This window comes from Sphingobium sp. Leaf26 (genome assembly GCF_001421665.1).
Lineage (GTDB): Bacteria > Pseudomonadota > Alphaproteobacteria > Sphingomonadales > Sphingomonadaceae > Sphingobium.
The window spans coordinates 48,350-71,171 of the sequence record NZ_LMKV01000031.1 but is presented as its reverse complement, the minus strand read 5'-3'; the positions used below and the strand labels follow the sequence as shown (position 1 = coordinate 71,171).

The following is a 22,822-nucleotide window of genomic DNA, read 5'->3' as shown; positions in this document are numbered from 1 at the left end:
ATGCTGATCGACTTCCATACCCATTTCATCCCCCCGGCTTTTCCGCAAAAGCCGGCCGGGATCGCCGAACCCGCATGGCCATCCCTGCGCCCGGCGGCGAGCGGCGGCGCGACGATGTTCACCGGCGACACGAAGTTCCGCGATTTCGATCCGCTCTATTGGGATGTCGATCTGCGCATCGCCGCCATGGATGCGGCGGGTGTCGATATACAGGTCATCTCGCCGCTGCCCGAACTCCTCTCCTACTGGCTCGATCCGGCAGCGGGTGCGATCCTGACCGACGCGATCAACCGGGCCGGCTCCGACATGGTGGCCCGGTCGGGGGGCAGGCTCAAGGGGCTGGGCATCCTTGCGCTGCAAGACCCCGCCCATGCCGCAAGCCAGGTGGCGGAGGCGGCGTCGCTCGGCCTGTCCGGCCTGTTCCTGGGCAGCCATGTGAACGGCCAGTCCATCGCGTCCGATCGCTTCCATCCCGTGCTGGAGCAAGCCGAGCGCCACAACCTCCCCCTCTTCATCCACGGAATCAAACCGGGCGGGCTGGACCGGATCGAGGGGCCGGCGCTGATGGGGGCGGTGGTCGGCATCCCCTATGAAGGCACGATGGCGCTGGCAGGCTTCATGGCGACCGACATCTTCGCCCGCTTCCCCGATCTCCAGATCGTCTTCGCCCATGGCGGCGGCATGATCGGTTCCGTCATCGACCGGATGGAACTGGTCTGGTCCAAATTCCCCGCCGCCATGCAAGGCGCGCTGCGGGAGGCGCCGACCGCCTACGCCCGCCGCTTCTGGTACGATAGCGTCGTCTTCTCCCCCGAAAACCTGGCCTATCTCGCCGCCCGCTTCGGAGCGGACCGGATCATCGCGGGCAGCGATGGCCCGACCGAGATCGGCCAGACCGACCTTCCCGGCTTTCTTGCGGCCACCGGACTATCCCAAGCCGATCGCAAGGCCATTCTCGGCGGCAATGCCGCCCGCTTGCTGGACATCATGCCATGACCAAGACCGCCGTTAAGATCGACGACAAATATACGCAGGATGAAGGGAGGATCTACATCTCCTCCAACCAGGCGCTCGTCCGCCTGCCGATGATGCAGCGCCAGCGCGATCTGGCCGCCGGCCTCAACACCGCCGGCTATATCACCGGTTATCGCGGATCGCCGCTCGGCATCTACGACAGCAATCTCTGGTCGGCCTCCGCGCTGCTCAAGGAAAACCATATCCGCTTCCAGTCCGGCGTGAACGAGGAACTGGCGCTGACGTCGATCCGTGGCACCCAATGGCTGCATTATTACCAACAGGCGAAATATCAGGGCATCTTCGCAATCTGGTACGCCAAGAATCTGGGCGTCGATCGCGGATTCGAGGTGATGCGCCAGGCCAATCTGGAGGGCAGCGCCAAGCATGGCGGCGTGCTGGTGATCGGCGGCGATGATACGGGCGGCAAGTCCACCGTCACCGCCACCTCATCCGACCCGGTGTGGAAGGCGGCGCTGATGCCGATCCTCTACCCATCCAATACGCAGGAATATCTGGATTATGGCCTGCTCGGCTGGAGCCTGTCGCGCTTTGCCGGCGTCTATACCGCCTTCAAGGTCGTGACCGATACGATCGAGCGCACCTCCACCGTCGATGTCGATCCCGGCCGCTCCCTCCCGGTCCTGCCCGATTTCGACATGCCGCCCGGTGGCCTCAACAAGACCAAGGGCGACATCATGCCGCTGCCGATCGAGCGGCGCCTGGTGGAATATAAGCTGCCCGCTGCCCAGGCATTTGCCCGCGCCAATGGCTTCGACAAGATCATCTTCGACAGCGATCGCCGCGAACTCGGCATCGTCACCGCCGGCAAGCCCTATCTCGACGTGCGCGAAGCCCTGAACGAACTGGGCATAGACGAAAATCGTGCCCGCGCGCTCGGCATCCGCCTCTACAAGCTGGGCATGACCTTCCCGATCGAGCCGGAGGGCGCCACCGCCTTCGCCCGCCGCCATCGCGAACTACTGGTGGTCGAGGAAAAGAGCGCCTTCATCGAGGAACAGCTCGTCTCCCTCCTCTACACCATGCGCGCGGACGAACGGCCCGATATCACCGGCAAGACCGACACCAGCGGCGCGCGCCTGGTCCCCGATTTCGGCGAAACCACCGTCCACCTGGCGATCGACGTGCTGATCGCCCGGATCGAGGCGCTGGGCATCGCAGACGAAGCGCTCAAGGACCGCATCGCCCGCATCCGCGAAGCCAGGTCGAAGGTCCACGCCATAAAGCCCACCGGCCTGATGCGCACCGCCTTCTTCTGCTCCGGCTGCCCGCACAACACATCGACCCGGACCGTGGACGGCAGCCTGACCTTCGCCGGCGTCGGATGCCACGGCCTGTCCGCCATGTTCATGCCCGACCGGCCGACCGAATGGTCCGCACAGATGGGCGGGGAGGGGATGCTCTGGGCGGGCCTCCACCCGTTCATCGACGTACCCCACGCCTTCCAGAATATCGGCGACGGCACCTATTTCCATTCCGGCCTGCTCGCCATCCGCGCCGCCGTCGCCAGTGGCGCGACCATGACCTACAAGCTGCTTTATAACGACGCGGTCGCCATGACCGGCGGCCAGCCGGTCGATGGCACGCTGACGGTCGAATCCATGGCCAATCAGGTCTATTGGGAGGGGGTGCAGCCTGTCGTCATCGTCACCGATGAACCGGACAAATATCCATCCGACATCCGCTGGCCCGAAGGCACCACGATCCGCCACCGCCGCGAGTTGGAGGAGGTGCAGCGCGAAATGCAGAAGCTGCCCGGCGTCTCGGCGATCATCTACGACCAGACCTGCGCGGCGGAAAAGCGCCGTCGTCGCAAGCGCGGCAAATTCCCCAACCCGCCCAAGCGCGTCTTCATCAATCAGGAGGTGTGCGAAGGCTGCGGCGATTGCAGCAAGAAGTCCAACTGCGTCTCGGTCCAGCCAGTCGACACCGAGTTTGGCCGCAAGCGCAAGATCGACCAGTCGCAATGCAACAAGGATTTTTCCTGCCAGGACGGCTTCTGCCCCTCCTTCGTCAGCGTGCTGGGCGGCGAACCGCGCAAGTTCGGCGCGGCCTTCCGCGATGAGGAACTGGTGAGCGTCTTCGGCGCGATCCCGACGCCGTCGCCGGCCCGTCACGACGATGTCTATAATATCCTGCTGACCGGCATCGGCGGTACCGGCGTCCTGACCGTCGCGGCGATCGCCGGCATGGCTGCGCATCTGGATAACAAGGGCGCGTCTGTCATGGACATGACCGGCATGGCGCAAAAGGGCGGCGGCGTCCTCAGTCACATCCGCATCGCGCCTTCGCCGGAGCAACTCCATGCCCCGCGCCTGTGGAACCAGTCGGCCGATCTCGTCATCGGTTGCGACATGGTCGTCACCACCAGCCCCGCCACGCTGGACATGGTCGCCCCCGACACGCAGATCATCGTCAATACCGAAGTCGTCCCCACCGCGCAGTTCCAGTCGAACAATGCGATCAATTTCGGCCCGGAAAAGCAACTGGAAGTCCTGCGCACCGTGGTCGGCGATCATGTCGAAGGGATCGACGCCACCCAGATCGCGACCAAGCTGATGGGCGACAGCATCACCACCAACATGTTCATGCTGGGCTATGCGGTGCAGAAGGGCTTCGTGCCGCTCGGCATCGCGGCGATAGAGGAAGCGATCAAGCTGAACGGATCGCAGGTGAAATCCACGCTTCAGGTGTTCAACTGGGGGCGCCTCGCCGCCCATGACCCGGCGCTGTTGCAGGATTATATCGCCCGCACCGGCATCCATTCGACGCAGGAACCGCTGTCGCAGGATATCGACAGCCTGCTCGCTCGCCGGATCAGACACCTGACCGACTATCAGAACGCCGCCTATGCGGAAACCTATGCCGACTTCGTCGCCCGCGTGCGCGCGGCGGAGACGGCGGCGGGCCTTGGCGGCGACCTGAAAGTCACGACGGCGGTGGCGCGCTACCTCTCCAAACTCATGGCCTACAAGGATGAATATGAGGTCGCCCGTCTCTACAGCGCGCCCGAATTTCGCGAGCGGCTGGAGCAGAGTTTCGAGGGCGACTACAAGCTGAAGGTCCAGCTTGCACCGCCGCTGCTCTCTCGTCCTGCCAAGCCCGGTGGCGAGCCAAAGAAGATCGAGTTCGGCCCCTGGATCTTCACCGGCTTCAAGCTTCTGGCGAAGATGAAGGGCCTGCGCGGCAGTCTGTTCGACATGTTCGGCAAGACCGCCGAACGCCGGATGGAGCGCCGCCTGATAGTCGATTATCGGGCGCTGATCGAAAGCCTGCTGCCGCGCCTGTCGCCCGGCACCCAGACCCGGATCGCCGCCATCGCCGAACTGCCGGAAATGGTGAAGGGCTATGGCCCGGTGAAGGATGGCAATGTGGCGCTCTATGAAGCGGAAATCGGCAAGCTGGTCGCCGCGCTGGACGCCCCGGTGGCACAGGCGGCGTGAGGATGCGCATCAGATGAAAGACATCCGTTTTTCCTGAGTAGCCATTGAGCGAAGCCGAAATGGCGTATCGAAGGCGATCAGGGCGTGATGCTTCGATACGGGTCTTCGGTTTCGCTGAGGCCCTACGCAGCAAGAACGGGATTAGGTTACGCATATCAGTAAAAAACAAGGGAGAAAGGAAGCATGAGCCGCACCATCTTGCTGACCGGCGCTGGCCGGGGCCTTGGCCGTGTCATGGCGCATGCCCTGGCAAGGGACGGCCACAGCCTGCTCCTGTCTTCCCGCAGCGAGGATACGCTGATCGAAACCGCCGCCGAATGTCGCGCGCTGGGCGCGGCGAAGGTCGCCTATGTCCTCGCCGACCTTGCCATGGCGGGGGAGGCTGAGCGCCTCGCGGACGTCGCGCTCGACCGGTTGGGCACGATCGACATTCTCGTAAACAATGCCGGCATCGCCATCAACGAAGTGTCGAAGGATTATCTGACCAACCCCTATCGCTTCTGGCAATCGGATCGCGCGATCATCGAACGCTATCTGGCGATCAACACGGTCGCGCCGATGATCCTTGCCATCCGGCTGGTGGACCAGATGAAGCAGCGCGGCTGGGGCCGGATCGTCGCCAACACCACCAGCCTCGACACGATGCTGCGCAGTTCGCTCTATGGCGCGTCCAAATCGGGGCTGGAGGCGGAAACCGCGATCATGGCCAATGATCTGGCCGGCAGCGGCGTGACCGCCAATGTGCTGGTCCCCGGTGGCGGCTGCGGATCGCGCATGACCGACGAGATGGGCCTGCCGCGCGACGCGGTGCTGCCGCCTGAAATCATGGGACCGCCGATGGCCTTCCTCGCTTCCGACGCTTCGGATCATGTCAACGGCCGCCGCATCCAGGCCCGCCTGTGGGACGCCAGCCTGCCGCCGCTCGACGCGATGGATCAGGCCGGCGATGTCATCGCCTGGACCGGCTGCGGCATACAGGGCGTCCAGCCCGCCGCCACGAAGCTGAGCACGCCAGGGCAGTATTGATGCCCACCCGTGCCTCAAACACCGTTCGGGCTGAGCCTGTCGAAGTCCTGTTATCTATTTGAGGATCAGCGCCGTGGACTTCTGCCTGACCGAACAGGATGGCCAGATCCTGACCGTCACCATGAACAATCCGGACAAGCTGAACGCCCTGATCCCGGACTCACACGCGCAGATGGCCGCCATTTTCCGCGATTTCGAGGCCGACTCGACCGTGCGTGTCGCCATCCTGACCGGTGCCGGCCGCGCCTTCTGTGCCGGCTCCGACATATCGGCCTATGTAGCGGGCACCAATCGCCCGCTACCGCCGGAAGGGGGCGGGGGCCTCACCCATTATCATAGCCGTACCAAGCCCGTGATCGCTGCCGTCAACGGCCTCGCCATGGGTGGCGGGTTCGAAATCGCGCTGGCCTGCGACATTATCGTCGCCGACGAGCGTGCCACATTCGCGCTGCCTGAACCCAAGGTCGGTGCAGCCGCCATGGGCGGTGGCCTTGTCCAGTTGGCGCGCAAGTTACCGGGGTCTGTCGCCATGCAACTGGCCCTGACCGGCAGCCGCATCGACGCCACCCGCGCTTATGCGCTGGGCCTCGTCTCCGCACTGGCAGCGGCGGGGCAAGCACTGGTGATCGCCAAGGCCATGGCCGGGCAGATATTGGAGGGCGCCCCGCTGGCCGTCGCGGCCTCGCGACATATCGTTCGATGCACTCTTGATGGTGCCTCCCGCGACACGCTCGATCAGGAAGAGGCCACGCTGCGCCAGCGCGTGATGGCCAGCGCCGATTTCGCAGAGGGCATGGCCGCCTTCATGGCGAAGCGACCGCCCGCATGGACCGGCCACTGACCCTTCCTGTCCTATTTGGGCACTTCATGCTATAAAGGCATCACCGCTTTCCAATAGGATCAGCCCGGCGCAATTAAATGTCGAAATCTGCGGGAAATATGGGAAGTTAAGGGCCGGCCTGTTGGCAAACCGGCCCTTTCCATGCGTCATGCCTTTTCGAGGATATGCACCGCCGCGCTGGTGCCCAGCCCGACCACATGGGTCATGCCGATCTTCGCGCCCCTGATCTGCCGCTCCCCTGCCTGACCGCGCAGGTGCAGCGCGATCTCATACATGTTGGCGATGCCGGTCGCGGCGATCGGATGCCCCTTGGACAGCAGCCCGCCCGACGCATTGACCGGGATCGACCCGGTCAGTTCGGTCGACCCGTCGCGGATCAGCTTCACCCCCTCGCCCTCGCCACACAGGCTCAGATTCTCATAATGTTGCAGCTCGACGGAAGCGAAACAGTCATGCAGTTCGACCAGGTCGATATCCCTGGGATCGACGCCAGCCATGGCATAGGCCTTCTGCGCCGCCAGCCGGGTCGGACCGTTGACGTCGTGCATGATCGGATCGCGCTCCTGCCAGGGCGCCGACGCCATCGCCGACCCGCGAATGCGGATCGCCCGGTCCATCAGCCCGCGCCGTTTCACCTGCTCCTCCGACATGACGACCGCCGCCGCCGCGCCATCGACATTGACCGAACACATCAGCTTGGTCAGCGGCCAGGCGATCGTCTCGGCCTCCAGCACCATGTCCAGCGGCGTCTCCTTGCGCAGGAACGCCTTGGGGTTCATCGTTGCATTATAGTGGTTCTTGACCGCCACCTGCGCAAAATCGGCCTGGGTCGCGCCGGTCCGTGCGGCATATTCGACGCCCGATTCCCCAAAAACCGCCGGCATCGTCGCCGATCCCAATATGCCCTCGGTCGGGATCGACCCCGGCACCGCGCCGCCCAGCATGCCTAGGCCGGTCATCTGCTCCACCCCGACACACAACACCGTGTCGAACTCGCCCGCCCTGATCGCCGTATAGGCCATGCGCACCGCCGATGCTCCGGTCGAACAGGCATTGACCAGGTTGATGATCTGCACCCCGGTCTGGCCGATCTGTTGCAGTATCTTCTGCCCGATCATCGTGGTGTAATTGCTGCCGGAAAAGACGGCCTGCACATCCTTGATCGTGATGTCGGCCTCATCCAGCGCCTCCAGCGCCGCCTGCGCGCCAAGCTGGCCCGGCGTCCGGTTGGGATGGCGGCCAAAGTCGATCATATGGATGCCAACGATATAGATGTCACTCATGCTGGGCGCTCCTTCAGGCCGGGATCGGTTCGAAATAATGGGCGATATAGCTGCCGCCCGCCTTGTCCTTGCGGCCCAGCGCGTCATCGAACCGCACCCGCACCCGCTGGCCGGGCGCGGCATGGTCCGGCTCGAACCCGGCGGTATTGCGCAACGTCCCCTTGATCGTCGGTCCGCCGTCCAGATCGACGACCGCTGAAATGAACGGCACATCGACACCGGGAAAACCGCGCCGCACGATCACCGCCGAATGTAGCGTCCCCTCGGTTGCCGGCAGAAAGGTTTCCAGCACATCGGCCCGCCCACCGCAACGCCCGCACGCCACCCGCTCGCTATCGGCATAGGTGGCCCCGCAGGCGGTGCATTTCTGGGCGATCAGGCTGGGCTGGCCGCTCGCGTCGAGGAGGATGAAGGGAAAGGCCGGCTTCGGCGCTTGCGTCACAACATTCATGATAGGCTCTCCATGGGAAAGATGATTTCGGGTCAGTCGCGGCCGTGCGCGGCGCGCCACTCGGCCTGTCGGCGCAATTCCAGCTTGGCGATCGTCTCGCGATGCACTTCGTCGGCGCCCTCGCCGATCCGCACCGTGCGCATATGCGACCACATTTCAGGCAACGGCGTATCGTAGCTGAGGCCCGCCCCGCCATGGAACTGCATCGCCCGGTCCAGCACCTTCAGCGCGACGTCGGGGGCCATGACCTTGAGCTGCGCGATGTCACCGCGCACGGCCTTCATCCCTTCCTCCTGCATCCGCCGCGCGGTCTGCACGATGAAGGCGCGGCAGGCGTCGATCTCTATCCGGCTGCGGGCGATGGCGTCGGTCACGACCTGCCGCTCGACCAGCGGCTTGCCGCCGATGATGCGCTTTTCGACCCAGCTACACATTTCCATCATCGCGCGCTCGGCCGCGCCGATCGCGCCCATGCCCAACTGGATACGCCCCACCCCCAGAGTCGACTGCATCATCAGGAAGCCTTCGCCTTCCTTGCCGATCAGGTTGCTGGCGGGAATGCGCACATTGTCGAAGATCAGGTCGCAATGGCCGAATGGGGCATCATCATAGCCCATCACCGTCTCGATCCGGCCAAGGCTCAGCCCCGCCGCCTCGCGCGGCACCAGCACCATGGTATGTCGCGCATGGCGCGGCGCACTTACATCCGTCGCGCCCAGCACCAGGAAGAAGCGACATTCGTCCATCGCCCCACCGGTTGCCCAACTCTTGACCCCGTTCAGCACATAATCGTCGCCTTCGCGCCGGATATCGAATTTCAGATCGGTGGGATCGGAGGAGGGAACATTACGCTCGGTAATGGAGATGCAGGACCGGATGTCGCCGGCCATCAGCGGTTTCATGTAACGCTCTTTCAGCGCCTCCGAAGCGTGATTGTTCATCGCCGTGCTGTTGGAAATGGTGCCGGTATAGCAATTGAAGATTTCAGGCCCGTGGTTGCACCAGTTCATGATCTCGCAGATCGGGGCATAGTCCATCAGCGACAGGCCACGCCCGCCAAGTTCGACCGGCAGGGGGAAGAGCCACAGCCCCTTCGCCTTGGCCTCTGCCCGCAATTCCCGCATGACCGGCGTATAGGTCCAGCGGTTCTCCGCCGCCTGCAACTGGTGGTGATGCGCCTGCTCGGTGGGGATCACCCGCTCCAGCATGAACGCTTCTACCTGCCGGACCAGATCCTCATTCGCCATTGCGGACTCTCCCATGTGATTTTCATATTGCGCTAGCGTATCATCTGCTACATCACAATAGAGAAACAGCGTCGAGGGACTCAGCGACAGCAAGTCGCGCGCCCATCGACGGATCAGGCCGGTCGATCAGGCCGGCTATTACGGAGGATGAGGATGAGCGGCGTTTTCCTGAAGCTGGACCCCCGGAATTTCGATACCGAGGAAAGCCCCTATGGCGACGAAATGGAGATGTTTCGCATGACCGTGCGCGCCTATTTCGAACGGGAAGTGGAACCGCGCTATCGCGAGTTCGAAGCGCATGGCACTGATCGGGCGATCTGGAACAAGGCCGGCGAATATGGAATTCTGGGCGCCACCATCCCGGAAGCCTATGGCGGTCCCGGCGCGAATCGCTTCTCCATCATGGTGGCTGCAGAGGAACTGGGCTACTCGCCCGCCGGCGCGACGGCGGGCTCCTTCATCGGCACCGACATTTGCACCAACTTCCTGGTCGACTATGGATCGGAGGAGCAGAAGCAGGCATATTTCCCGCGCATCCTGACCGGCGATTGCGTTCAGGCGATGGGCATGACGGAAGCGGAATCGGGTTCCGACGCCTTCGCCGCGCGCACCACGGCGGTCCGCGATGGCGACGAATGGGTCATCAACGGCAGCAAAATCTATATCTCCAACGGCGCCAAGGCCGATGTCACCTATGTGCTGTGCAAGACGGCCCCGGAGTTGAAGGCGAAGGGGATGAGCATGATCATCGTGGAGAAGGGCACGCGCGGCTTCACCCAGCAACGGATGATCACGCAGGGTTACAAGGGCGGCGACACGGGTGAGCTTTTCTTCGACGATGTGCGTGTACCGGTCACTAATCTGGTCGGCCCGGAAAATGGCGCGGCGGCGATGTTCGTGCCGAACATGGCGCTCGACCGGCTTCAGATCGTCGCCCGCTCGATTGGCGCGGCCCAGCGCGCCTTCGAAATGACGCTCGACCATTGCCAGACGCGCAAGCTGTTCGGCCAGCGATTGATCGATTTCCAGAACACACAGTTCGTCCTTGCCCAGATGGAAACGGAAATTCGGGTCGGGCGCGCCTTCTACAATTCGCTGCTGCGCAAGGTGGCGACCAACACCATCACAGACGCCGAAAGCTCCATGGCCAAGATCTGGCTGACCGAACTGGAGTTCCGCACGCTCGACAATTGCGTCCAACTCTGGGGCGGGCAGGCGTGGATGGACGATCATCCCATCAGCCGCATGTTCACCGCCGCGCGCGTCCAGCGCATCTTCGCCGGCGCGACCGAACTGATGAAGGATGTGCTGGCTCGCCGCTACACGCGCTGACCGAAGGAGACGTCTGATGCGAACAACTGGCTTGCTGGAAGGGCTGAAAATCGTCGATCTGGGGGTAGGCATGGCTCCGGCCCTGGCTGCGAAGATGCTGGCGGAACTGGGGGCGGAGGTCCACCGGATCGAACCGGACGGGGGCGATCCCTTTGCCGATATCTATCCCGCCTATGCCATATGGCATGGTGCGGCCAGGCGGGCATCGGCAGATGCCCTGCCCACATTGCTGGCTGAAGCGGACGTCTGCATCATGGGCGGGGAAGATCATCCCGATCTGCCCCCGCGCCGTGATGCAGCCAGTATGGCCGACGATCATCCGCGTCTCGTGATCCTGGATATCAGCGACGGCCCGGCGGACACGCGCTATGTCGGCCCGTCGACCGAATTGCTGGCCCAGGTACGCAGTGGACTGGTGTGGGAGCAGGAACCCGACCGGCCGATCGTCAATGCTTTCGAGCCGGGCAGCTATGGTGCGGCCTTGCAGGGTCTGATCGGTCTGCTTGGCGCCCTGTTCGAGCGGGAGGCATCGGGACAGGGGCAGGTCGTCACCACCTCCCTGTTCGAAGGGGCGTTGCCATGGATCGGCACCTATTGGGCGAAGCTGGAAAAGCCGACACCCACGGCGGATTTCGTGATCCCGCGTGGTGTGGCGCCGCTCATTTTCCGTACACGCGACGATCGGTTCATCCATATGGCGATCGGTGGCGCAGGGTCGAAATATGGCTTCTATCAGGCGCTGGAGATTGATGATCCCACCATCCTGCCGGGCGACAGCGGCATGCCAAAGCCCGGTGGCAGCCGAAAGGATTTTTTTGGCGATTATGACCTGCTCGCCGCCCATGTGGCGAAGAAGGATTGTGACGACCTGCTGGCGCGCATCTGGGAACGCGGCTTGCCGGCCGAGGAAGTGCAGCATCCCGGCACCTGCTGGTCGGACCAGCAAGTCGTGCATAATGACATCATCGTCCGGGATGCAGATGGCACGCGCCATGTCGGCCTGCCCTTCGCGACGGCTCCTCTGGGTAGTGGCGCCGCCAAGCGCGCGCGCAAAGGGCGCAAGCCTCTGGAAGGCTTGCGCATAGTCGATTGCGGGGCCTTCGTTGCGGGGCCGCTGGCTGGCGTGGCGCTGGCGGATCTCGGTGCCGACGTGATCAAGGTCGAGGCGAAGCAGGGCGATCCCAACCGGTCGATCTTCAAATCCTTCACCCTCGCCAATCATGCCAAGCGGGTGATCGGCATCGACATGAAGCATGCCGACGGATTGAAGGTGGTGCACCAGCTTTGCGCCGATGCCGATGTGGTGATGAACAATTTCCGCCCCGGCGTGGCTGCCCGACTGGGTGTCGATCCGCAAAGCCTGTCGCACGTTAATCCGTCCTTGATCGCGCTGGAAGCACCGGCCTTCGGCAATGACGGACCTGCGGCCGCCAAGGCTGGCTTTGATATGGTGATGCAGGCCTGGACCGGGCACGAGGTGAAGGCCGCTGGGGCCGGCAACGCGCCGCGCTGGAATCGAACCAATCTGGTCGATATTGCCGGCGGCATGATCGGTTCGGTGGCATTGCTGGCGGCGTTGCTCCATCGTGAGCGGACCGGCGATAGCGTCGCGCTGGAATCGCCGCTCTGCAACGCCGGCATCTACACGCTGTCAGAACTGATCCAGCGACCTGATGGCAGCTTTGCCGGCATGGCATCGCTCAGTGCGAGCCTCGGCGGCTATACCCCGCTTGAAAGCCTGTATCAGGCGGCGGATGGTTGGGTGGCTATCGTGGCACGCGGCGCGCGTGCGGTGGTAGGGCTTCAGGGCGCGCTAGACCTGCCAGAGATTGACGAGGCTCTGATTGCCCAGCAGGTTGCCAAGCTCGACCTGGCACAGCTCAAGGCTGTGCTGGAGCCGCACGGCATATGGGTCGAGCCATGCCGCGACGGCAAGGAACAGCAGATATTGACCGATCCGGATCTGATCGCGCGCGGCACGGTGCGCGCCACGCAGCATGCCGCCTTCGGTCGGATCAACGAGATCGGCACGGCTTTTTCCCTGTCCCGCTCGGCGCTGGGCAATGACCTGCCCGCCCCGATGCCGGGCGCCCACACGCGCGAGACGCTGGCGTCGCTCGGCTATGATGAGACAGCGATAGAGACACTCTATGCAACGCAGGCGGTGGCCTGACGACAACGATAAACAATCATAAGGGAAGGGATGGAGCATGAGCGTACAGGACATTGTGGATGTCGACCTGACCAACGCCCCGCGGGATCGTGGCAAGGCCATGATCGAGGATCTTGACCATATTCGCGATCGGACTCCGGTATTTTGGAGCGAACGGTCGCGATGCTGGTTCATCACCCGCCATTCGGATGTCGTGGACGCTTTTCAGCGCCGCATCCCGGTCACCAATGACGGCCGCATGTTTCCCGTCTTCCACCTGATCCCGCCGGACCAATGGGATGCCCGCATCCCAACGCTGGTCAAATATTCCGACCTCTGGATCACCAGCACCGAAGGTGAGCGGCATGCTCGCCTGCGCTCGCTGCTGATGAAGGCCCTCAATCGCAAGGTGGTGGAGGGATTCCGCCCCTATGCAAAAGCGCGTGCCGAAGCGCTGGTCGACAAGATGATCGCTGAAGGCGAACTGGAATTCAACGAAGGCATATCGCGCGCGATGACCGGCGATGTGCTGTTCCAGATTTTGGGCATGCCGCCCGAATTGACGCCCGAACTGCGGAACTGGGCGACCTGGCTGATGGAGGGGGTGGGGGCGACCGTGCCGACCGCCGAACGGCTGGAAAAGGCCAGCTTCGCGTTGGAGAAGATGAACGAGGCGGTGGCGGTCGAACTGGAAAAGCGGCGCACCGATCCAAAGGAAGATTTCCTGACCGGCCTGCTTACGGCGTCAGAGGGAGAGGATCGCCTGTCCTATGAAGAGATATTGGCGCAGATGCACGTCGCTATCGTGGCTGGTCACGACACGACGATGAACACTATCACCCTGTCAGTGGAGGCGCTGGCCCGCGATCCCGAAGCCTGGGCCTGGGCGCAGGCCAATCCGGACCGGATCGTGGATGTGGTGACCGAATTGCAGCGGCACATCGCCATGGTCGGCGGCCAGCCGCGCCTCGTCTACGAGGATTTCGAACTGCACGGGCACAATATCTGCAAGGGGGACGTGGTCGCGGTGCTCATCTCCACCGCCAATCGCGATCCGGCCGTGTTTGAACATGCCGACCGGATCGACTTTACGCGAGACAATCGCGGATCCATGGTCTTTGCACCGGGAGTGCATTTCTGCCTCGGCCATCATCTCGCCAAGATGCAACTCAGCGAGTTTCTGGGCGCTCTGTTGCGCAAGGTGAAGCGGATCGAGGTGCTGGACGATACGCTCGATTTTCTGCCAGTTTGGGTCTTTCGCGGTGTTTACCAGATGCAGGTGAGGGTGACGCCCCTCTGACGCCGGCTCAGCGCCCCCTGAACACGGGGGGGCGTTTCTGGGTGAAGGCTGTGATTGCTTCGACGAAATCTTCCTGCATCGCGACCTTACCCAACATGGCAATCTCGCTGTCCATCGCCTCGACCAGAGTTTGACGTTGTGCGCCCCAGAACAAAGCCTTGGCGCCATGGGCTGCCGCCGTCGGGCTGGCGGCGATACGCTGCGCCAGGGTTTGGGTGCGGGCTTCCAACTCCTCGTCAGCCACAATCCAGTTTACCAGATGATAGCGTTCCGCCGTTGCGGCATCGATCTGCTCTGCCATCAGAGACATTTGCAGCGCGCGGGACAGCCCGATCTTGCGGGGCAGGCTCCAGCTTTCACCATGGTCTGGCGTATGCGCCAGATCGAGTTGGGGCAGGCTGAATCGCGCGGTTTCGGACGCGACCACCAAGTCGGCCAGAATCGCGATCTGTAACGCGACACCGATGGCATGGCCCCGGACCGAGGCGATGATCGGTTGAGGCACACGCTGCATCGCCAAGACCAGCGGCTTGGAAAGGGTGCTCACCGCTTCGGTAAAACGATCATGGCGCGCCTGCGGATCGGGCGAGAGCCAGTCGGCGATATTGCCGATGTCGCCGCCGACCGAGAAATGCTTGCCTGTACCGCCGATCACCACGACGCGCGTGTCCGGGTCAGTCGCCAGCGCCTCGAACGTCGCGATCAACGTCCGCGTCATGGCGTCGTCGATCGCGTTCATCCGGTCGGGTCGATTGAAGCTGATGGTGCAGATGCCCTCTGCGCGCTCGATGCGGATGCGGTCCATATCTTTCTCTCCGTTTTCGCTTGTGGCTCTTGGTCAGGCTATGTAGTTATCAGGCATATTATCATAATGCGAACAAGATCGGAGAGGCTATGCCGCTGAATATCGATCCCGACATTTTCACCCACGGACATGAGCAGTTTCGCCGTACGGTACGCCATTTCTTCGAAACGCAGGCCGACCCCTTTGTCGAGCAATGGGACGAAGATCATGCCATGCCGCGTAGCTTCTGGCTGAAAGCTGGCGAGGCAGGCATATTGGGCATCGGCGTATCGGAGGAATTTGGCGGCCCCGGCGGCGATTTCCTCGACCGCGTCGTGATGACGCAGGAAATGGGCTACTCCATATCGGGTGCCAGCATCGGTCCTGCCTTCCAGCGCGACCAGATGTGCGAACAACTGATGGACTTCGGCACGGAGGAACAAAAGCGTCAATGGCTGCCGAAAATGGTGAAGGGCGAATGTTTGCTTGCCTTCACTGTGACCGAGCCGGATTCGGGCAGCGACCTGGCGTCCATCCGCACGACGGCTGTGCGGAACGGCGACGACTATGTCATCAATGGCGCCAAGACATACATTTCCGGCATCGCCGACGCCGACCTGTTCATGGTGGCGTGTAAGACCGATCCGGCTGCCGGATCGCGTGGCATTTCCATCTTCCTGGTGGAGCGTGATCGGCCGGGCCTGGGCATCGGTCGCATCCTCAAGAAGATGGGTTGCCATGCGTCCAACAATGGCGAACTGGTATTCGACAATCTTCGTGTACCCGCGACCAATTTGTTCGGGCCGCTGAACGGTGGGTTCAAGGTTCTGGTGAAGAGCCTGAACCGCGACCGGTTGATGTGGAGCATCATCGCGCATGCCGCCGCGACCCGTGCGTTCGACCTGACGGTGGAGTTCGTCAAAAATCGCCGGGCCTTTGGCCAGACCATCTTCGACTTCCAGAATAGCCAGTTCAAGCTGGCGGACATGAAGGCCGATCTCGACGTCGGGCAGGCCTATATCGACCATTGCCTGCGCACCTATCTGCGCAAGGGAGAGGTCGACATGGGCGAGGCGACCGTCGCGAAACTATGGCTGCCGGAAATGGAGGGGCGGGTGCTGGACCAGTGCGTGCAGTTGCACGGCGGCGCAGGATATATGCACGAATACCCGGTGTCCCGCCTTTTTACCGCCGGGCGCCTGCACCGCATCTTTGCTGGAACCGCAGAGATCATGCGACTCCAGATCGGCAGGGCGCTATAGAAGACGTAGACAAAATCCGAGCGAATGCGGAAGAAGCACCGCAAATGCGTGTGAAATTCTCGCCTTCTGTCGGTAATTGAAAGGGCCGATCGCAGCTGGTGGAGATCGACCCTGTGGGACAGGCCATTACCTTATCGCACGGCCTTTGCCGGGCAGCGATTTGGCCGAGCGTTTGTCTGCGGCCTCCAGCCGTTAGACAGGCGAGTGGGACGTACCCATGGAGTCGGCGCCATGGCCATCCGCGTGCGTCACACGCCGGCGGCCATGGCCGTCCATTTCGATCAGGTTACGCTTCATGCGATGCAGCACCGCTTCGGCGAACAGGATTTCCTCCACCGTCACGCAATCCAGCATTTCGCGATTGAGCGCCGTGGCTCTTGCCTGAATACCCTCCAGCGCATGTTCGCCCTGTGCGGTCATGACGATCCGCTTGGCCCGACGATCCACCGGATCGGCCTTGCGCTCGACATAGCCGATCGCCTCCAGACGATCCAGCAGTCCGCCCAGCGCCACCTTCCCGATGTCGAGAACATTGGCCAGTTCGGTCTGCATCATTTCATGGCGACTGTTGCGCGACAAATTGGTCAGCACCCACCATTGGGATCGGGTAATGCCCAGCGGTTTCATAACCTTGTCGACCAAGGTCCGACGCAGGCGGGATACATCATGCACCAGAAAGCCGAGGCGATAACGATTGGCATCGGGGGCGTTGGGCACATCATCCATGGATATCGTTCCTGCCGCCGCCCGCGATGGGCAGGGGCGGCTTCATTGCGTTATCGTGACTGATACATCCGCTTCCGAATAATACGCAAGCTAAATTTATAGATATGTAATAATTGCTGCGCACGCATCCAGAGCGATGCTAATGCACGATCTTGATCTTGAAATACTGGAAATGCGGCGGCGTTCAGCCGCTATTCTTGCGCAGATCGGCGTCCATCTCGATCAGGCGCTTCTTCATGCGATGCATGATATCCTCGGCCAGGCGCACCTCTGCCTCGGTAATGTCGCGCAGCGTCTCACGGTTGAGATCGGCGCCCTGCTCCTGCATCTGCTCCAGAATCTCTTCACCCTTGCGGGTCATGACCACGCGCTTGGCGCGGCGGTCGCCCGGATCGGCCTTGCGCTCGATATAGCCCGATGCCTCCAGCCTATCGAGCAATCCGCCCAGAGCGACCTTGCCGATGTCCAGCACATTGGCCAGTTCGGTCTGCACCATTTCATGGCTGCTGTTGCGCGCCAGATTGCTGAGCACCCACCATTGGGATCGGGTAATACCCAGTGGTTTCAACGCCTTGTCGATTACGGTGCGACGCAGGCGCGACACGTCATGGATCAGGAAACCCAGGCGGAACTGGTTGGCGACCGGTGTCTCAGAATAGTCCATGATGTCAAAGGTCCGAAATATATAGCGTTTCAGGCATGATATTTGCTGCCGCTCCTGTCAAGGCAATTGAGCGGATGCGATATATACACATGCGGATGGTATGTATGCGAACTTCTATTGACCTCGCTCCGCGTCCGCCATATGCCTCGTCCCATAACAAGGGAGAGAGATGTGCTGACTTCGCTGGACGAGACGCTGCACCATCAGGCGCCGCTGACCTTCGATCACGTCCATTCTACCGATCATCGTTTCTATGACCGTCAGTTGATGGGTGGATTCCGCGCCGATGGCGAGGTCGCCTTTCTCGCCGGCATCACCGTCTTCAAGAATATGAATGTGATCGAGGGCTTTGCCATGGTGCAGCATCGGTCGCAGCGCCAGTATAATGTGCGCCTGACCCGTCAGTTGCGTCCGATGCCCGATAGCGACGCACGCATCGGGCCATTGTCCCTGTCTGTGATCGAGGCATTCAAGGCGCTGCGCTACACGCTGGAAGCGGGCGACTATCCCATTTCGCTCGACATGCAGTTCGATGCGATGCTGCCGCCGCGATTGGAACATCCCCATGTATCGCGCGGCGATGGGCGACTGCACACCGATTATCTGCGGTACAACCAGTTGGGCCGGATCAGCGGCCATGTGATGGTGGAGGGCGAGCGGATCGAGGCGAACGACTGGTTCGGATGGCGCGACCATAGCTGGGGCGTGCGGCCGGGCGTTGGCGGGTTCGAGCCGATGACCGGCACGCCCAGCGCGGGTGGCGTTGCTTCGGCGTCCCGAACGGGCGGCAAGGGATTGTTCCTGGTTCATGCAGGCTTTCGCGCGGGCCGGTTCGGCGGCGCGGTGCAACTGATCGAGGATGGCGAGGGCAAGCGCCTCTACACCGAAGGCGAGGTGCGCGAAGGGGAGGGCGATCCGATCGAGGTCATCGGCATCGCGCACGACGTATCGTTCAAGCCCGGCACCCGCGTGTTCGATCGGATGGCACTCGACCTTACACTGGCGGATGGCCGGCATATCCCGATCGAGGCGCAATCGGTCGGGCGCCCATGGGTCTATCGCGGCGGCGGCTTCGATGGCGGTTTTACCGACGGGGAAGGGCAGGGCGTCTGGCGTTCGCGCGACCTCCTGTTCGAGATCGACAGCTATGAGATCAGCGATCCTGAAGTCGTGATCCTGCCCGACGGCAGCCGGGCCACGCCCAAGCATCGTGAACAACTCACCACCTGTAGCATCAATGGCGAATCCGGCAGCGCCTATATTCCGATGTTCGTCATCGGCCCCCAGCCGCGTTTCGGCCTTTGAGGGAGATGATATGATCGACCAGCAATCCCTGTCCGACTATTTCGCCGCGCATATGGGCGGCGATGTTCGCGTCACCCGCTTCAAGCGCACCTTCCCCGGCATCAGTCGTGAAACGTTTCTCGTCTGGACCGATGAAGGCGGGAGCGAAGGCAGCTATGTCTTTCGCACCGATGCGTTGGGCGGGCCGATCTGTCCGGTGCCGCTCGACTATGAATATCGCATCATCAAAGGCCTCTATCCGACCGCCGTACCGGTGGCCGAGCCACTCTGGTTCGACCCGGCACCGGCATTGACTGAAGGACGCCCGGTCATGGTCCGCCGGATGGTGGACGGCAGCAATGACCTGCCCGGCCTGTACGACGAAGGAGCGCAAGCCGCCGCCCGCCGCCAGCGGGTCGCTCTCGACCATGCCGAGAAGCTGGCGACGTTACACGCGCTGGATCTGGAAGCGACCGGTTTTACCGCATTTGTCGACATGCCCGCATCCGCCGCCGACTGCGCCCTGTTCGACTTCAATCGTTGGCAGACCATCTTCCGCGACGTCCGCACCGATCCCTTCCCGCTCGTGACCGAGGCCGCCTATTGGCTAAAGGAGCATCTGCCGACCACTGCCCCGCGCATTTCGCTGTGCAAGGGCAATAACGGCATGGGCGAGGAGATATGGAAGGACGACAGGATCGTCGCTCTGTCCGACTGGGAACTGGCCTTTGCCGGCGACCCGGCGCAGGACTGGGCCTTGTCGCAGGGCATGCTGACGTTGGGCGACGCGGATGTGACGCTGCGCCATTATGAGGATGTCGCGGGCTTCGCGATCGACCGGTCCAGCCTCGATTTCTATCGCGTCTGGGAAGTGTGGAAGGCGGTGCCGACGCTCAACAACGGCCTGCGCCCCTTCCTGTCCGGAGAAAATCCGCGCGTGCCCCGGCTTAATCTGGGCTTCGGGCGGGTCAAGCTGTTCGAGCAATTGCTGGCCATGATGATCGGCAAGCCGATCGACGAAGCCGCCCATATCGTCGCGGAATGGCGCAAGAGCCCCTACCGCCCCGAAAATGCAGCCAATTGAAGGGAGTGCGGACGCCATGATGCCGACAAGCCAGCAAATGCTCGCCGCCGTTCAACTCGCGCTACAGGAGCATGTCGCACCGAAGATCGACGATCAGTGGGCGCAAAGCGCGTTGCGCAGCGTCGAGGTGATCCTGAACCATCTTCAGGCGCGGGTGCCGGTCGAAGGCGCGATGCTCCATGAAGATAGCCGCGAGCTGGTCGTCCTTCTGACGGCCGCTCGCGATAGGCTGTCGCATGACGATCCGGCCCTTGCCACCTTCCTCGCGGAGGCGCCGGACTTGATCGACGGCTATGCCCGCGTCGATGCGTTGCAGGCGCTCAATCACAAGGGCCGCGAGGCGGTCGATGCGCTGCTGCATGCCTGCCACGCGCGCAAGGGGGAAGCGGTGGCCGATGCCGTCCATGCCGACCTGCGCGCCTGGCTGCTCAAACATGCCGATCGGGAAAGCGGCTTCTTCTTCCCGACCTATGTGGGGCGGCCGGTATGAATGATCCGCTGCTGGGAGAGAAACTGCGCAGCATCCTCGCTGCCGTGCGCGCCGACCTGAAGCCGCAATTGCCGCAGGGCAATGAGCGCCTGCGCTGTGACCTCATCGAAATGATGCTCGCGCGTCTGGCAGTGGAGGCGGAGGAACCGGCTGGCCCGCCACCGGGCGTCGCTGCCGAGGCGGCATGGCGCAGCGCGCATGAGGACAGGATCGCCGCCATTCTCGCGGCGCCTGCCGCGCCTGCCGGATCGGGCGCGGAACTGGAAATCCCTGCCGATATCTTCACCGGCTGGTTCGCCGACAAGGATGCGTCGATCGCCATCGCCAAGGTCACTACCGTTCCTGGTGGGCGGTCGAAGGGCACCATCCTGCTGGATAGCGCGGACGGGCGGCAACTGGTCGTCCGCCGCGATTTTACCGCTGCCGTCACCGGAACATCCGTCGCGGACGAGTTTCCGGTCATCCGGGCAGTGCATGGCAAGGGCCTGCGCGTTCCCGAACCGCTCTGGCTGGAAGAGTCGCCACAGGCGATCGGCGGACGGTTCATCGTCTTCGAGCGGCTTGCCGGGACATCCATGGGCACGCTTTTCTCGACCGACGCGACACCGGCCTTCTGCCGTGATTTCGCGGCGGAGCTAGCGAAGCTGCACCAATATGACGTCGACGATCTGGGACTGGCGGACAGCCTGCTTTATGGCCGTGCTGACCATCCGGTCCGGGCGCATATCGAAAGCTATGAGGTGCGCTATCGCAAGGGCATGGCGCCAGTGCCGCTGATCGACGCGGCCTTTGCCTGGCTGCACGACCAATTGCCGCATATCGGCAATGAACGGCGACTGGTCCATGGCGACGCAGGGCTGCACAATAGCTTGGGGCTGGGGGATCGGCTGACGGGTCTGCTCGACTGGGAATTCACCCATGCAGGCGACCCGGCCGAGGATCTGGCCTATTGCCGCTTCCTCGTTTCCCGCGTGATGCCATGGGCAGAGTTCATGGCCGCCTATCATGCAGCGGGCGGTCCAGCGGTCAGCGACGCCCGCATGGCCTTCTTCACCGTATGGCGCACGTTGCTGCTGTCGGTACTGACCGGCTTTGCACGGCACAGCTATGACAGCGGCGTCGATCGCGACCTGCGCATCGCCACCATCGGTTGCAATACTTTCCCCAAACAGTTGCGCGACCTGGCCAACGACCTCGCCCCCATGATCTCGAATATGGAGATGCCTGCATGAGCGATTCCGAACTGAGCTTCGTCATCGGCGGTCCCATCGCCCGCGCGACGATCAACCGTCCGCATGCGATGAACGCGATGAAGAACGGCATGTGGGAGACGCTGGGCGATCATCTGCGCGCCATCGAGTGCAACCGCGACGTCCGCGTCGTCCTGATCACCGGGGCGGGCGACAATTTCTGTGCGGGCGGCGATGTGAAGGAATTTTCCTCCACATTGGGCATGACCGACCTGGAGCGCGCCAACCACTGGATGACCAGCGGCGACAAGGGCAACCAGCTTTTCGCGATGATCGAGCGTATTCCGCAACCGGTGGTGGTGCGCATCCGGGGCATGGCGGCGGGCGGGGGCCTGGCCATGGTGGCGGCCGCTGACCTTGCCATCGCGTCCGACAAGAGCCGTTTCCTGGCGGCGCAGATAAGGGTCGGCGTGATCCCCGATTCCGCGCTCAGCTACAATCTCGTCCGCAATATCGGACCGAAGCGGGCAAAGCAGATCGCCTATCTGGGGGATATTTTCGGGCCGGAGGAAGCGCGCGCGTTCGGTCTGGTCAACTGGGTGGTAGGAGACAGCGAGTTGGACAGTAGAACCGAAGAGTTGCTCGCCCGGATCGCCAAGCTGCCGCAGGAGGCTCTGGGGCGCACCAAGCGGGCAATGAACATCGCCCACCGCATTTCCGTGGTCGATCATCTGGCGCAGGAGACGATCGACATCGGCGCTGTGGTGGCCCACCCCGACTATGCCGAGCGCGTCACCGCCTTCATGGAAAGGCAGCGCTGAGCAGGACCGTCATCCCCGCCGGTCCGGGAATGGCGCCCTGCCTCATATCTCCACGAAGACCGCGTCCCCCTCTATCCTGATCGGGAAGGTCTGGAGCGGGTCCATGCAGGGTAAGCGGCATGGCTCACCCGTGCGGATATCGAAAGCGCCATCATGCCAGGAACAGATGACCTTGCCATCCTCGATATAGCCGTCCTCCGACAGGCTGGCTTCGCCATGGGTGCAAATGTCGGCGGTGGCAAAAATCTCGTCCCCGATCATGTAGAGGGCGAGCGGGGCATGATCGGCCAGTTCCGCCTTGAAGATTTCCCCATCTTCCAGATCGGACATCGTGCAGGCCTTCACCAAAGTCATTTGCAACGCCTCTCCAAATTCACCATTCCACATTATGTGCTAGCGAACTATAT

General features: G+C 62.7%; 20 protein-coding genes. 13 read left to right on the top strand and 7 right to left on the bottom strand.

What is annotated here, in order from left to right:
* The 4 genes from ASE85_RS19910 (at position 1) to ASE85_RS19895 (ending at position 6,345) form a co-directional block, all read left to right on the top strand.
* The gene (locus ASE85_RS19910; RefSeq protein ID WP_056692860.1) at positions 1 to 996 is read left to right on the top strand and encodes an amidohydrolase family protein; all 996 of its coding nucleotides are present in this window, start codon (positions 1 to 3) and stop codon (positions 994 to 996) included.
* The gene (locus tag ASE85_RS19905; protein WP_056692857.1) at positions 993 to 4,478 is read left to right on the top strand and encodes an indolepyruvate ferredoxin oxidoreductase family protein; all 3,486 of its coding nucleotides are present in this window, start codon (positions 993 to 995) and stop codon (positions 4,476 to 4,478) included. Before ASE85_RS19910 ends, ASE85_RS19905 begins: the two co-directional genes overlap by 4 nt.
* A 183-nt stretch (positions 4,479 to 4,661) precedes the next feature.
* The gene (locus tag ASE85_RS19900) at positions 4,662 to 5,504 is read left to right on the top strand and encodes an SDR family NAD(P)-dependent oxidoreductase (RefSeq protein ID WP_056692853.1); all 843 of its coding nucleotides are present in this window, start codon (positions 4,662 to 4,664) and stop codon (positions 5,502 to 5,504) included.
* A 73-nt stretch (positions 5,505 to 5,577) separates the two neighbouring features.
* On the top strand, positions 5,578 to 6,345 hold the full coding sequence (locus ASE85_RS19895; RefSeq protein ID WP_156358435.1) for an enoyl-CoA hydratase-related protein: 768 nt from the start codon (positions 5,578 to 5,580) through the stop codon (positions 6,343 to 6,345).
* A 146-nt stretch (positions 6,346 to 6,491) separates the two neighbouring features.
* Here the strand turns inward: ASE85_RS19895 and ASE85_RS19890 are convergent, their stop codons facing one another.
* Genes ASE85_RS19890 through ASE85_RS19880 form a run of 3 tightly spaced genes read right to left on the bottom strand, consistent with a single transcriptional unit; the run spans position 6,492 to position 9,326 of the window.
* Positions 6,492 to 7,628 carry a thiolase family protein gene (locus ASE85_RS19890; RefSeq protein ID WP_056692848.1) on the bottom strand — a complete coding sequence of 379 codons (1,137 nt, stop codon included), beginning with the start codon at positions 7,626 to 7,628 and terminating at the stop codon, positions 6,492 to 6,494.
* Between the two features lie 13 nt (positions 7,629 to 7,641).
* Complete coding sequence (locus tag ASE85_RS19885; protein ID WP_056692845.1) at positions 7,642 to 8,079, bottom strand: Zn-ribbon domain-containing OB-fold protein; 438 nt, start codon at positions 8,077 to 8,079, stop codon at positions 7,642 to 7,644.
* Positions 8,080 to 8,111: 32 nt separating this feature from the next.
* Positions 8,112 to 9,326 (bottom strand): acyl-CoA dehydrogenase family protein, encoded by a 1,215-nt coding sequence (locus ASE85_RS19880; RefSeq protein ID WP_056692842.1) that lies wholly within the window; start codon positions 9,324 to 9,326, stop codon positions 8,112 to 8,114.
* Between the two features lie 153 nt (positions 9,327 to 9,479).
* Here ASE85_RS19880 and ASE85_RS19875 point away from each other — a divergent pair, with 153 nt between their 5' ends.
* Genes ASE85_RS19875 through ASE85_RS19865 form a run of 3 tightly spaced genes read left to right on the top strand, consistent with a single transcriptional unit; the run spans position 9,480 to position 14,110 of the window.
* On the top strand, positions 9,480 to 10,658 hold the full coding sequence (locus ASE85_RS19875) for an acyl-CoA dehydrogenase family protein (protein ID WP_056692839.1): 1,179 nt from the start codon (positions 9,480 to 9,482) through the stop codon (positions 10,656 to 10,658).
* Positions 10,659 to 10,674: 16 nt separating this feature from the next.
* Complete coding sequence (locus tag ASE85_RS19870) at positions 10,675 to 12,831, top strand: CaiB/BaiF CoA-transferase family protein (protein ID WP_162237489.1); 2,157 nt, start codon at positions 10,675 to 10,677, stop codon at positions 12,829 to 12,831.
* 37 nt (positions 12,832 to 12,868) lie between these two features.
* Positions 12,869 to 14,110 carry a cytochrome P450 gene (locus ASE85_RS19865; RefSeq protein WP_056692833.1) on the top strand — a complete coding sequence of 414 codons (1,242 nt, stop codon included), beginning with the start codon at positions 12,869 to 12,871 and terminating at the stop codon, positions 14,108 to 14,110.
* 7 nt (positions 14,111 to 14,117) lie between these two features.
* Here ASE85_RS19865 and ASE85_RS19860 read toward each other — a convergent pair whose 3' ends face one another.
* Positions 14,118 to 14,915, bottom strand: a complete 798-nt coding sequence (locus ASE85_RS19860; RefSeq protein ID WP_056692830.1) for an enoyl-CoA hydratase/isomerase family protein — start codon at positions 14,913 to 14,915, stop codon at positions 14,118 to 14,120.
* Positions 14,916 to 15,004: 89 nt separating this feature from the next.
* Here ASE85_RS19860 and ASE85_RS19855 point away from each other — a divergent pair, with 89 nt between their 5' ends.
* Positions 15,005 to 16,156 (top strand): acyl-CoA dehydrogenase family protein, encoded by a 1,152-nt coding sequence (locus tag ASE85_RS19855; protein ID WP_056692828.1) that lies wholly within the window; start codon positions 15,005 to 15,007, stop codon positions 16,154 to 16,156.
* 192 nt (positions 16,157 to 16,348) lie between these two features.
* Here ASE85_RS19855 and ASE85_RS19850 read toward each other — a convergent pair whose 3' ends face one another.
* Complete coding sequence (locus ASE85_RS19850) at positions 16,349 to 16,882, bottom strand: MarR family winged helix-turn-helix transcriptional regulator (RefSeq protein ID WP_082462938.1); 534 nt, start codon at positions 16,880 to 16,882, stop codon at positions 16,349 to 16,351.
* A gap of 184 nt (positions 16,883 to 17,066) precedes the next feature.
* Complete coding sequence (locus ASE85_RS19845) at positions 17,067 to 17,546, bottom strand: MarR family winged helix-turn-helix transcriptional regulator (RefSeq protein WP_056692825.1); 480 nt, start codon at positions 17,544 to 17,546, stop codon at positions 17,067 to 17,069.
* Between the two features lie 171 nt (positions 17,547 to 17,717).
* On the opposite strand from ASE85_RS19845, the gene ASE85_RS19840 reads away from it, so the two are divergent.
* The 5 genes from ASE85_RS19840 to ASE85_RS19820 are packed head-to-tail and all read left to right on the top strand — an operon-like array spanning position 17,718 to position 22,415.
* Complete coding sequence (locus ASE85_RS19840) at positions 17,718 to 18,851, top strand: hypothetical protein (protein WP_056692823.1); 1,134 nt, start codon at positions 17,718 to 17,720, stop codon at positions 18,849 to 18,851.
* 10 nt (positions 18,852 to 18,861) lie between these two features.
* On the top strand, positions 18,862 to 19,914 hold the full coding sequence (locus tag ASE85_RS19835; protein WP_056692821.1) for a phosphotransferase family protein: 1,053 nt from the start codon (positions 18,862 to 18,864) through the stop codon (positions 19,912 to 19,914).
* 16 nt (positions 19,915 to 19,930) lie between these two features.
* Positions 19,931 to 20,404, top strand: coding sequence for a hypothetical protein (locus tag ASE85_RS19830; RefSeq protein ID WP_056692817.1), 474 nt, complete (start codon positions 19,931 to 19,933; stop codon positions 20,402 to 20,404).
* On the top strand, positions 20,401 to 21,636 hold the full coding sequence (locus ASE85_RS19825) for a phosphotransferase family protein (RefSeq protein ID WP_056692816.1): 1,236 nt from the start codon (positions 20,401 to 20,403) through the stop codon (positions 21,634 to 21,636). The genes ASE85_RS19830 and ASE85_RS19825 overlap by 4 nt, the downstream gene beginning before the upstream one ends.
* Positions 21,633 to 22,415 carry an enoyl-CoA hydratase/isomerase family protein gene (locus ASE85_RS19820; RefSeq protein WP_056692813.1) on the top strand — a complete coding sequence of 261 codons (783 nt, stop codon included), beginning with the start codon at positions 21,633 to 21,635 and terminating at the stop codon, positions 22,413 to 22,415. Before ASE85_RS19825 ends, ASE85_RS19820 begins: the two co-directional genes overlap by 4 nt.
* 42 nt (positions 22,416 to 22,457) lie before the next feature.
* Here the strand turns inward: ASE85_RS19820 and ASE85_RS19815 are convergent, their stop codons facing one another.
* Entirely contained in the window at positions 22,458 to 22,769 is a 312-nt protein-coding gene (locus ASE85_RS19815; protein ID WP_082462936.1) for a non-heme iron oxygenase ferredoxin subunit, read from the bottom strand.
* Positions 22,770 to 22,822: the final 53 nt, after the last annotated feature.

Coding starts and splice junctions, on each gene's coding strand:
- ASE85_RS19855 (WP_056692828.1), top strand. CDS start 15,005: ATGCCGCTGAATATCGATCCCGACATTTTCACCCACGGACATGAGCAG.
- ASE85_RS19900 (WP_056692853.1), top strand. CDS start 4,662: ATGAGCCGCACCATCTTGCTGACCGGCGCTGGCCGGGGCCTTGGCCGT.
- ASE85_RS19815 (WP_082462936.1), bottom strand. CDS start 22,769: ATGACTTTGGTGAAGGCCTGCACGATGTCCGATCTGGAAGATGGGGAA.
- ASE85_RS19910 (WP_056692860.1), top strand. CDS start 1: ATGCTGATCGACTTCCATACCCATTTCATCCCCCCGGCTTTTCCGCAA.
- ASE85_RS19845 (WP_056692825.1), bottom strand. CDS start 17,546: ATGGACTATTCTGAGACACCGGTCGCCAACCAGTTCCGCCTGGGTTTC.
- ASE85_RS19890 (WP_056692848.1), bottom strand. CDS start 7,628: ATGAGTGACATCTATATCGTTGGCATCCATATGATCGACTTTGGCCGC.
- ASE85_RS19870 (WP_162237489.1), top strand. CDS start 10,675: ATGCGAACAACTGGCTTGCTGGAAGGGCTGAAAATCGTCGATCTGGGG.
- ASE85_RS19905 (WP_056692857.1), top strand. CDS start 993: ATGACCAAGACCGCCGTTAAGATCGACGACAAATATACGCAGGATGAA.
- ASE85_RS19850 (WP_082462938.1), bottom strand. CDS start 16,882: ATGGATGATGTGCCCAACGCCCCCGATGCCAATCGTTATCGCCTCGGC.
- ASE85_RS19830 (WP_056692817.1), top strand. CDS start 19,931: ATGATGCCGACAAGCCAGCAAATGCTCGCCGCCGTTCAACTCGCGCTA.
- ASE85_RS19860 (WP_056692830.1), bottom strand. CDS start 14,915: ATGGACCGCATCCGCATCGAGCGCGCAGAGGGCATCTGCACCATCAGC.
- ASE85_RS19825 (WP_056692816.1), top strand. CDS start 20,401: ATGAATGATCCGCTGCTGGGAGAGAAACTGCGCAGCATCCTCGCTGCC.
- ASE85_RS19865 (WP_056692833.1), top strand. CDS start 12,869: ATGAGCGTACAGGACATTGTGGATGTCGACCTGACCAACGCCCCGCGG.
- ASE85_RS19875 (WP_056692839.1), top strand. CDS start 9,480: ATGAGCGGCGTTTTCCTGAAGCTGGACCCCCGGAATTTCGATACCGAG.
- ASE85_RS19820 (WP_056692813.1), top strand. CDS start 21,633: ATGAGCGATTCCGAACTGAGCTTCGTCATCGGCGGTCCCATCGCCCGC.
- ASE85_RS19880 (WP_056692842.1), bottom strand. CDS start 9,326: ATGGCGAATGAGGATCTGGTCCGGCAGGTAGAAGCGTTCATGCTGGAG.
- ASE85_RS19885 (WP_056692845.1), bottom strand. CDS start 8,079: ATGAATGTTGTGACGCAAGCGCCGAAGCCGGCCTTTCCCTTCATCCTC.
- ASE85_RS19835 (WP_056692821.1), top strand. CDS start 18,862: ATGATCGACCAGCAATCCCTGTCCGACTATTTCGCCGCGCATATGGGC.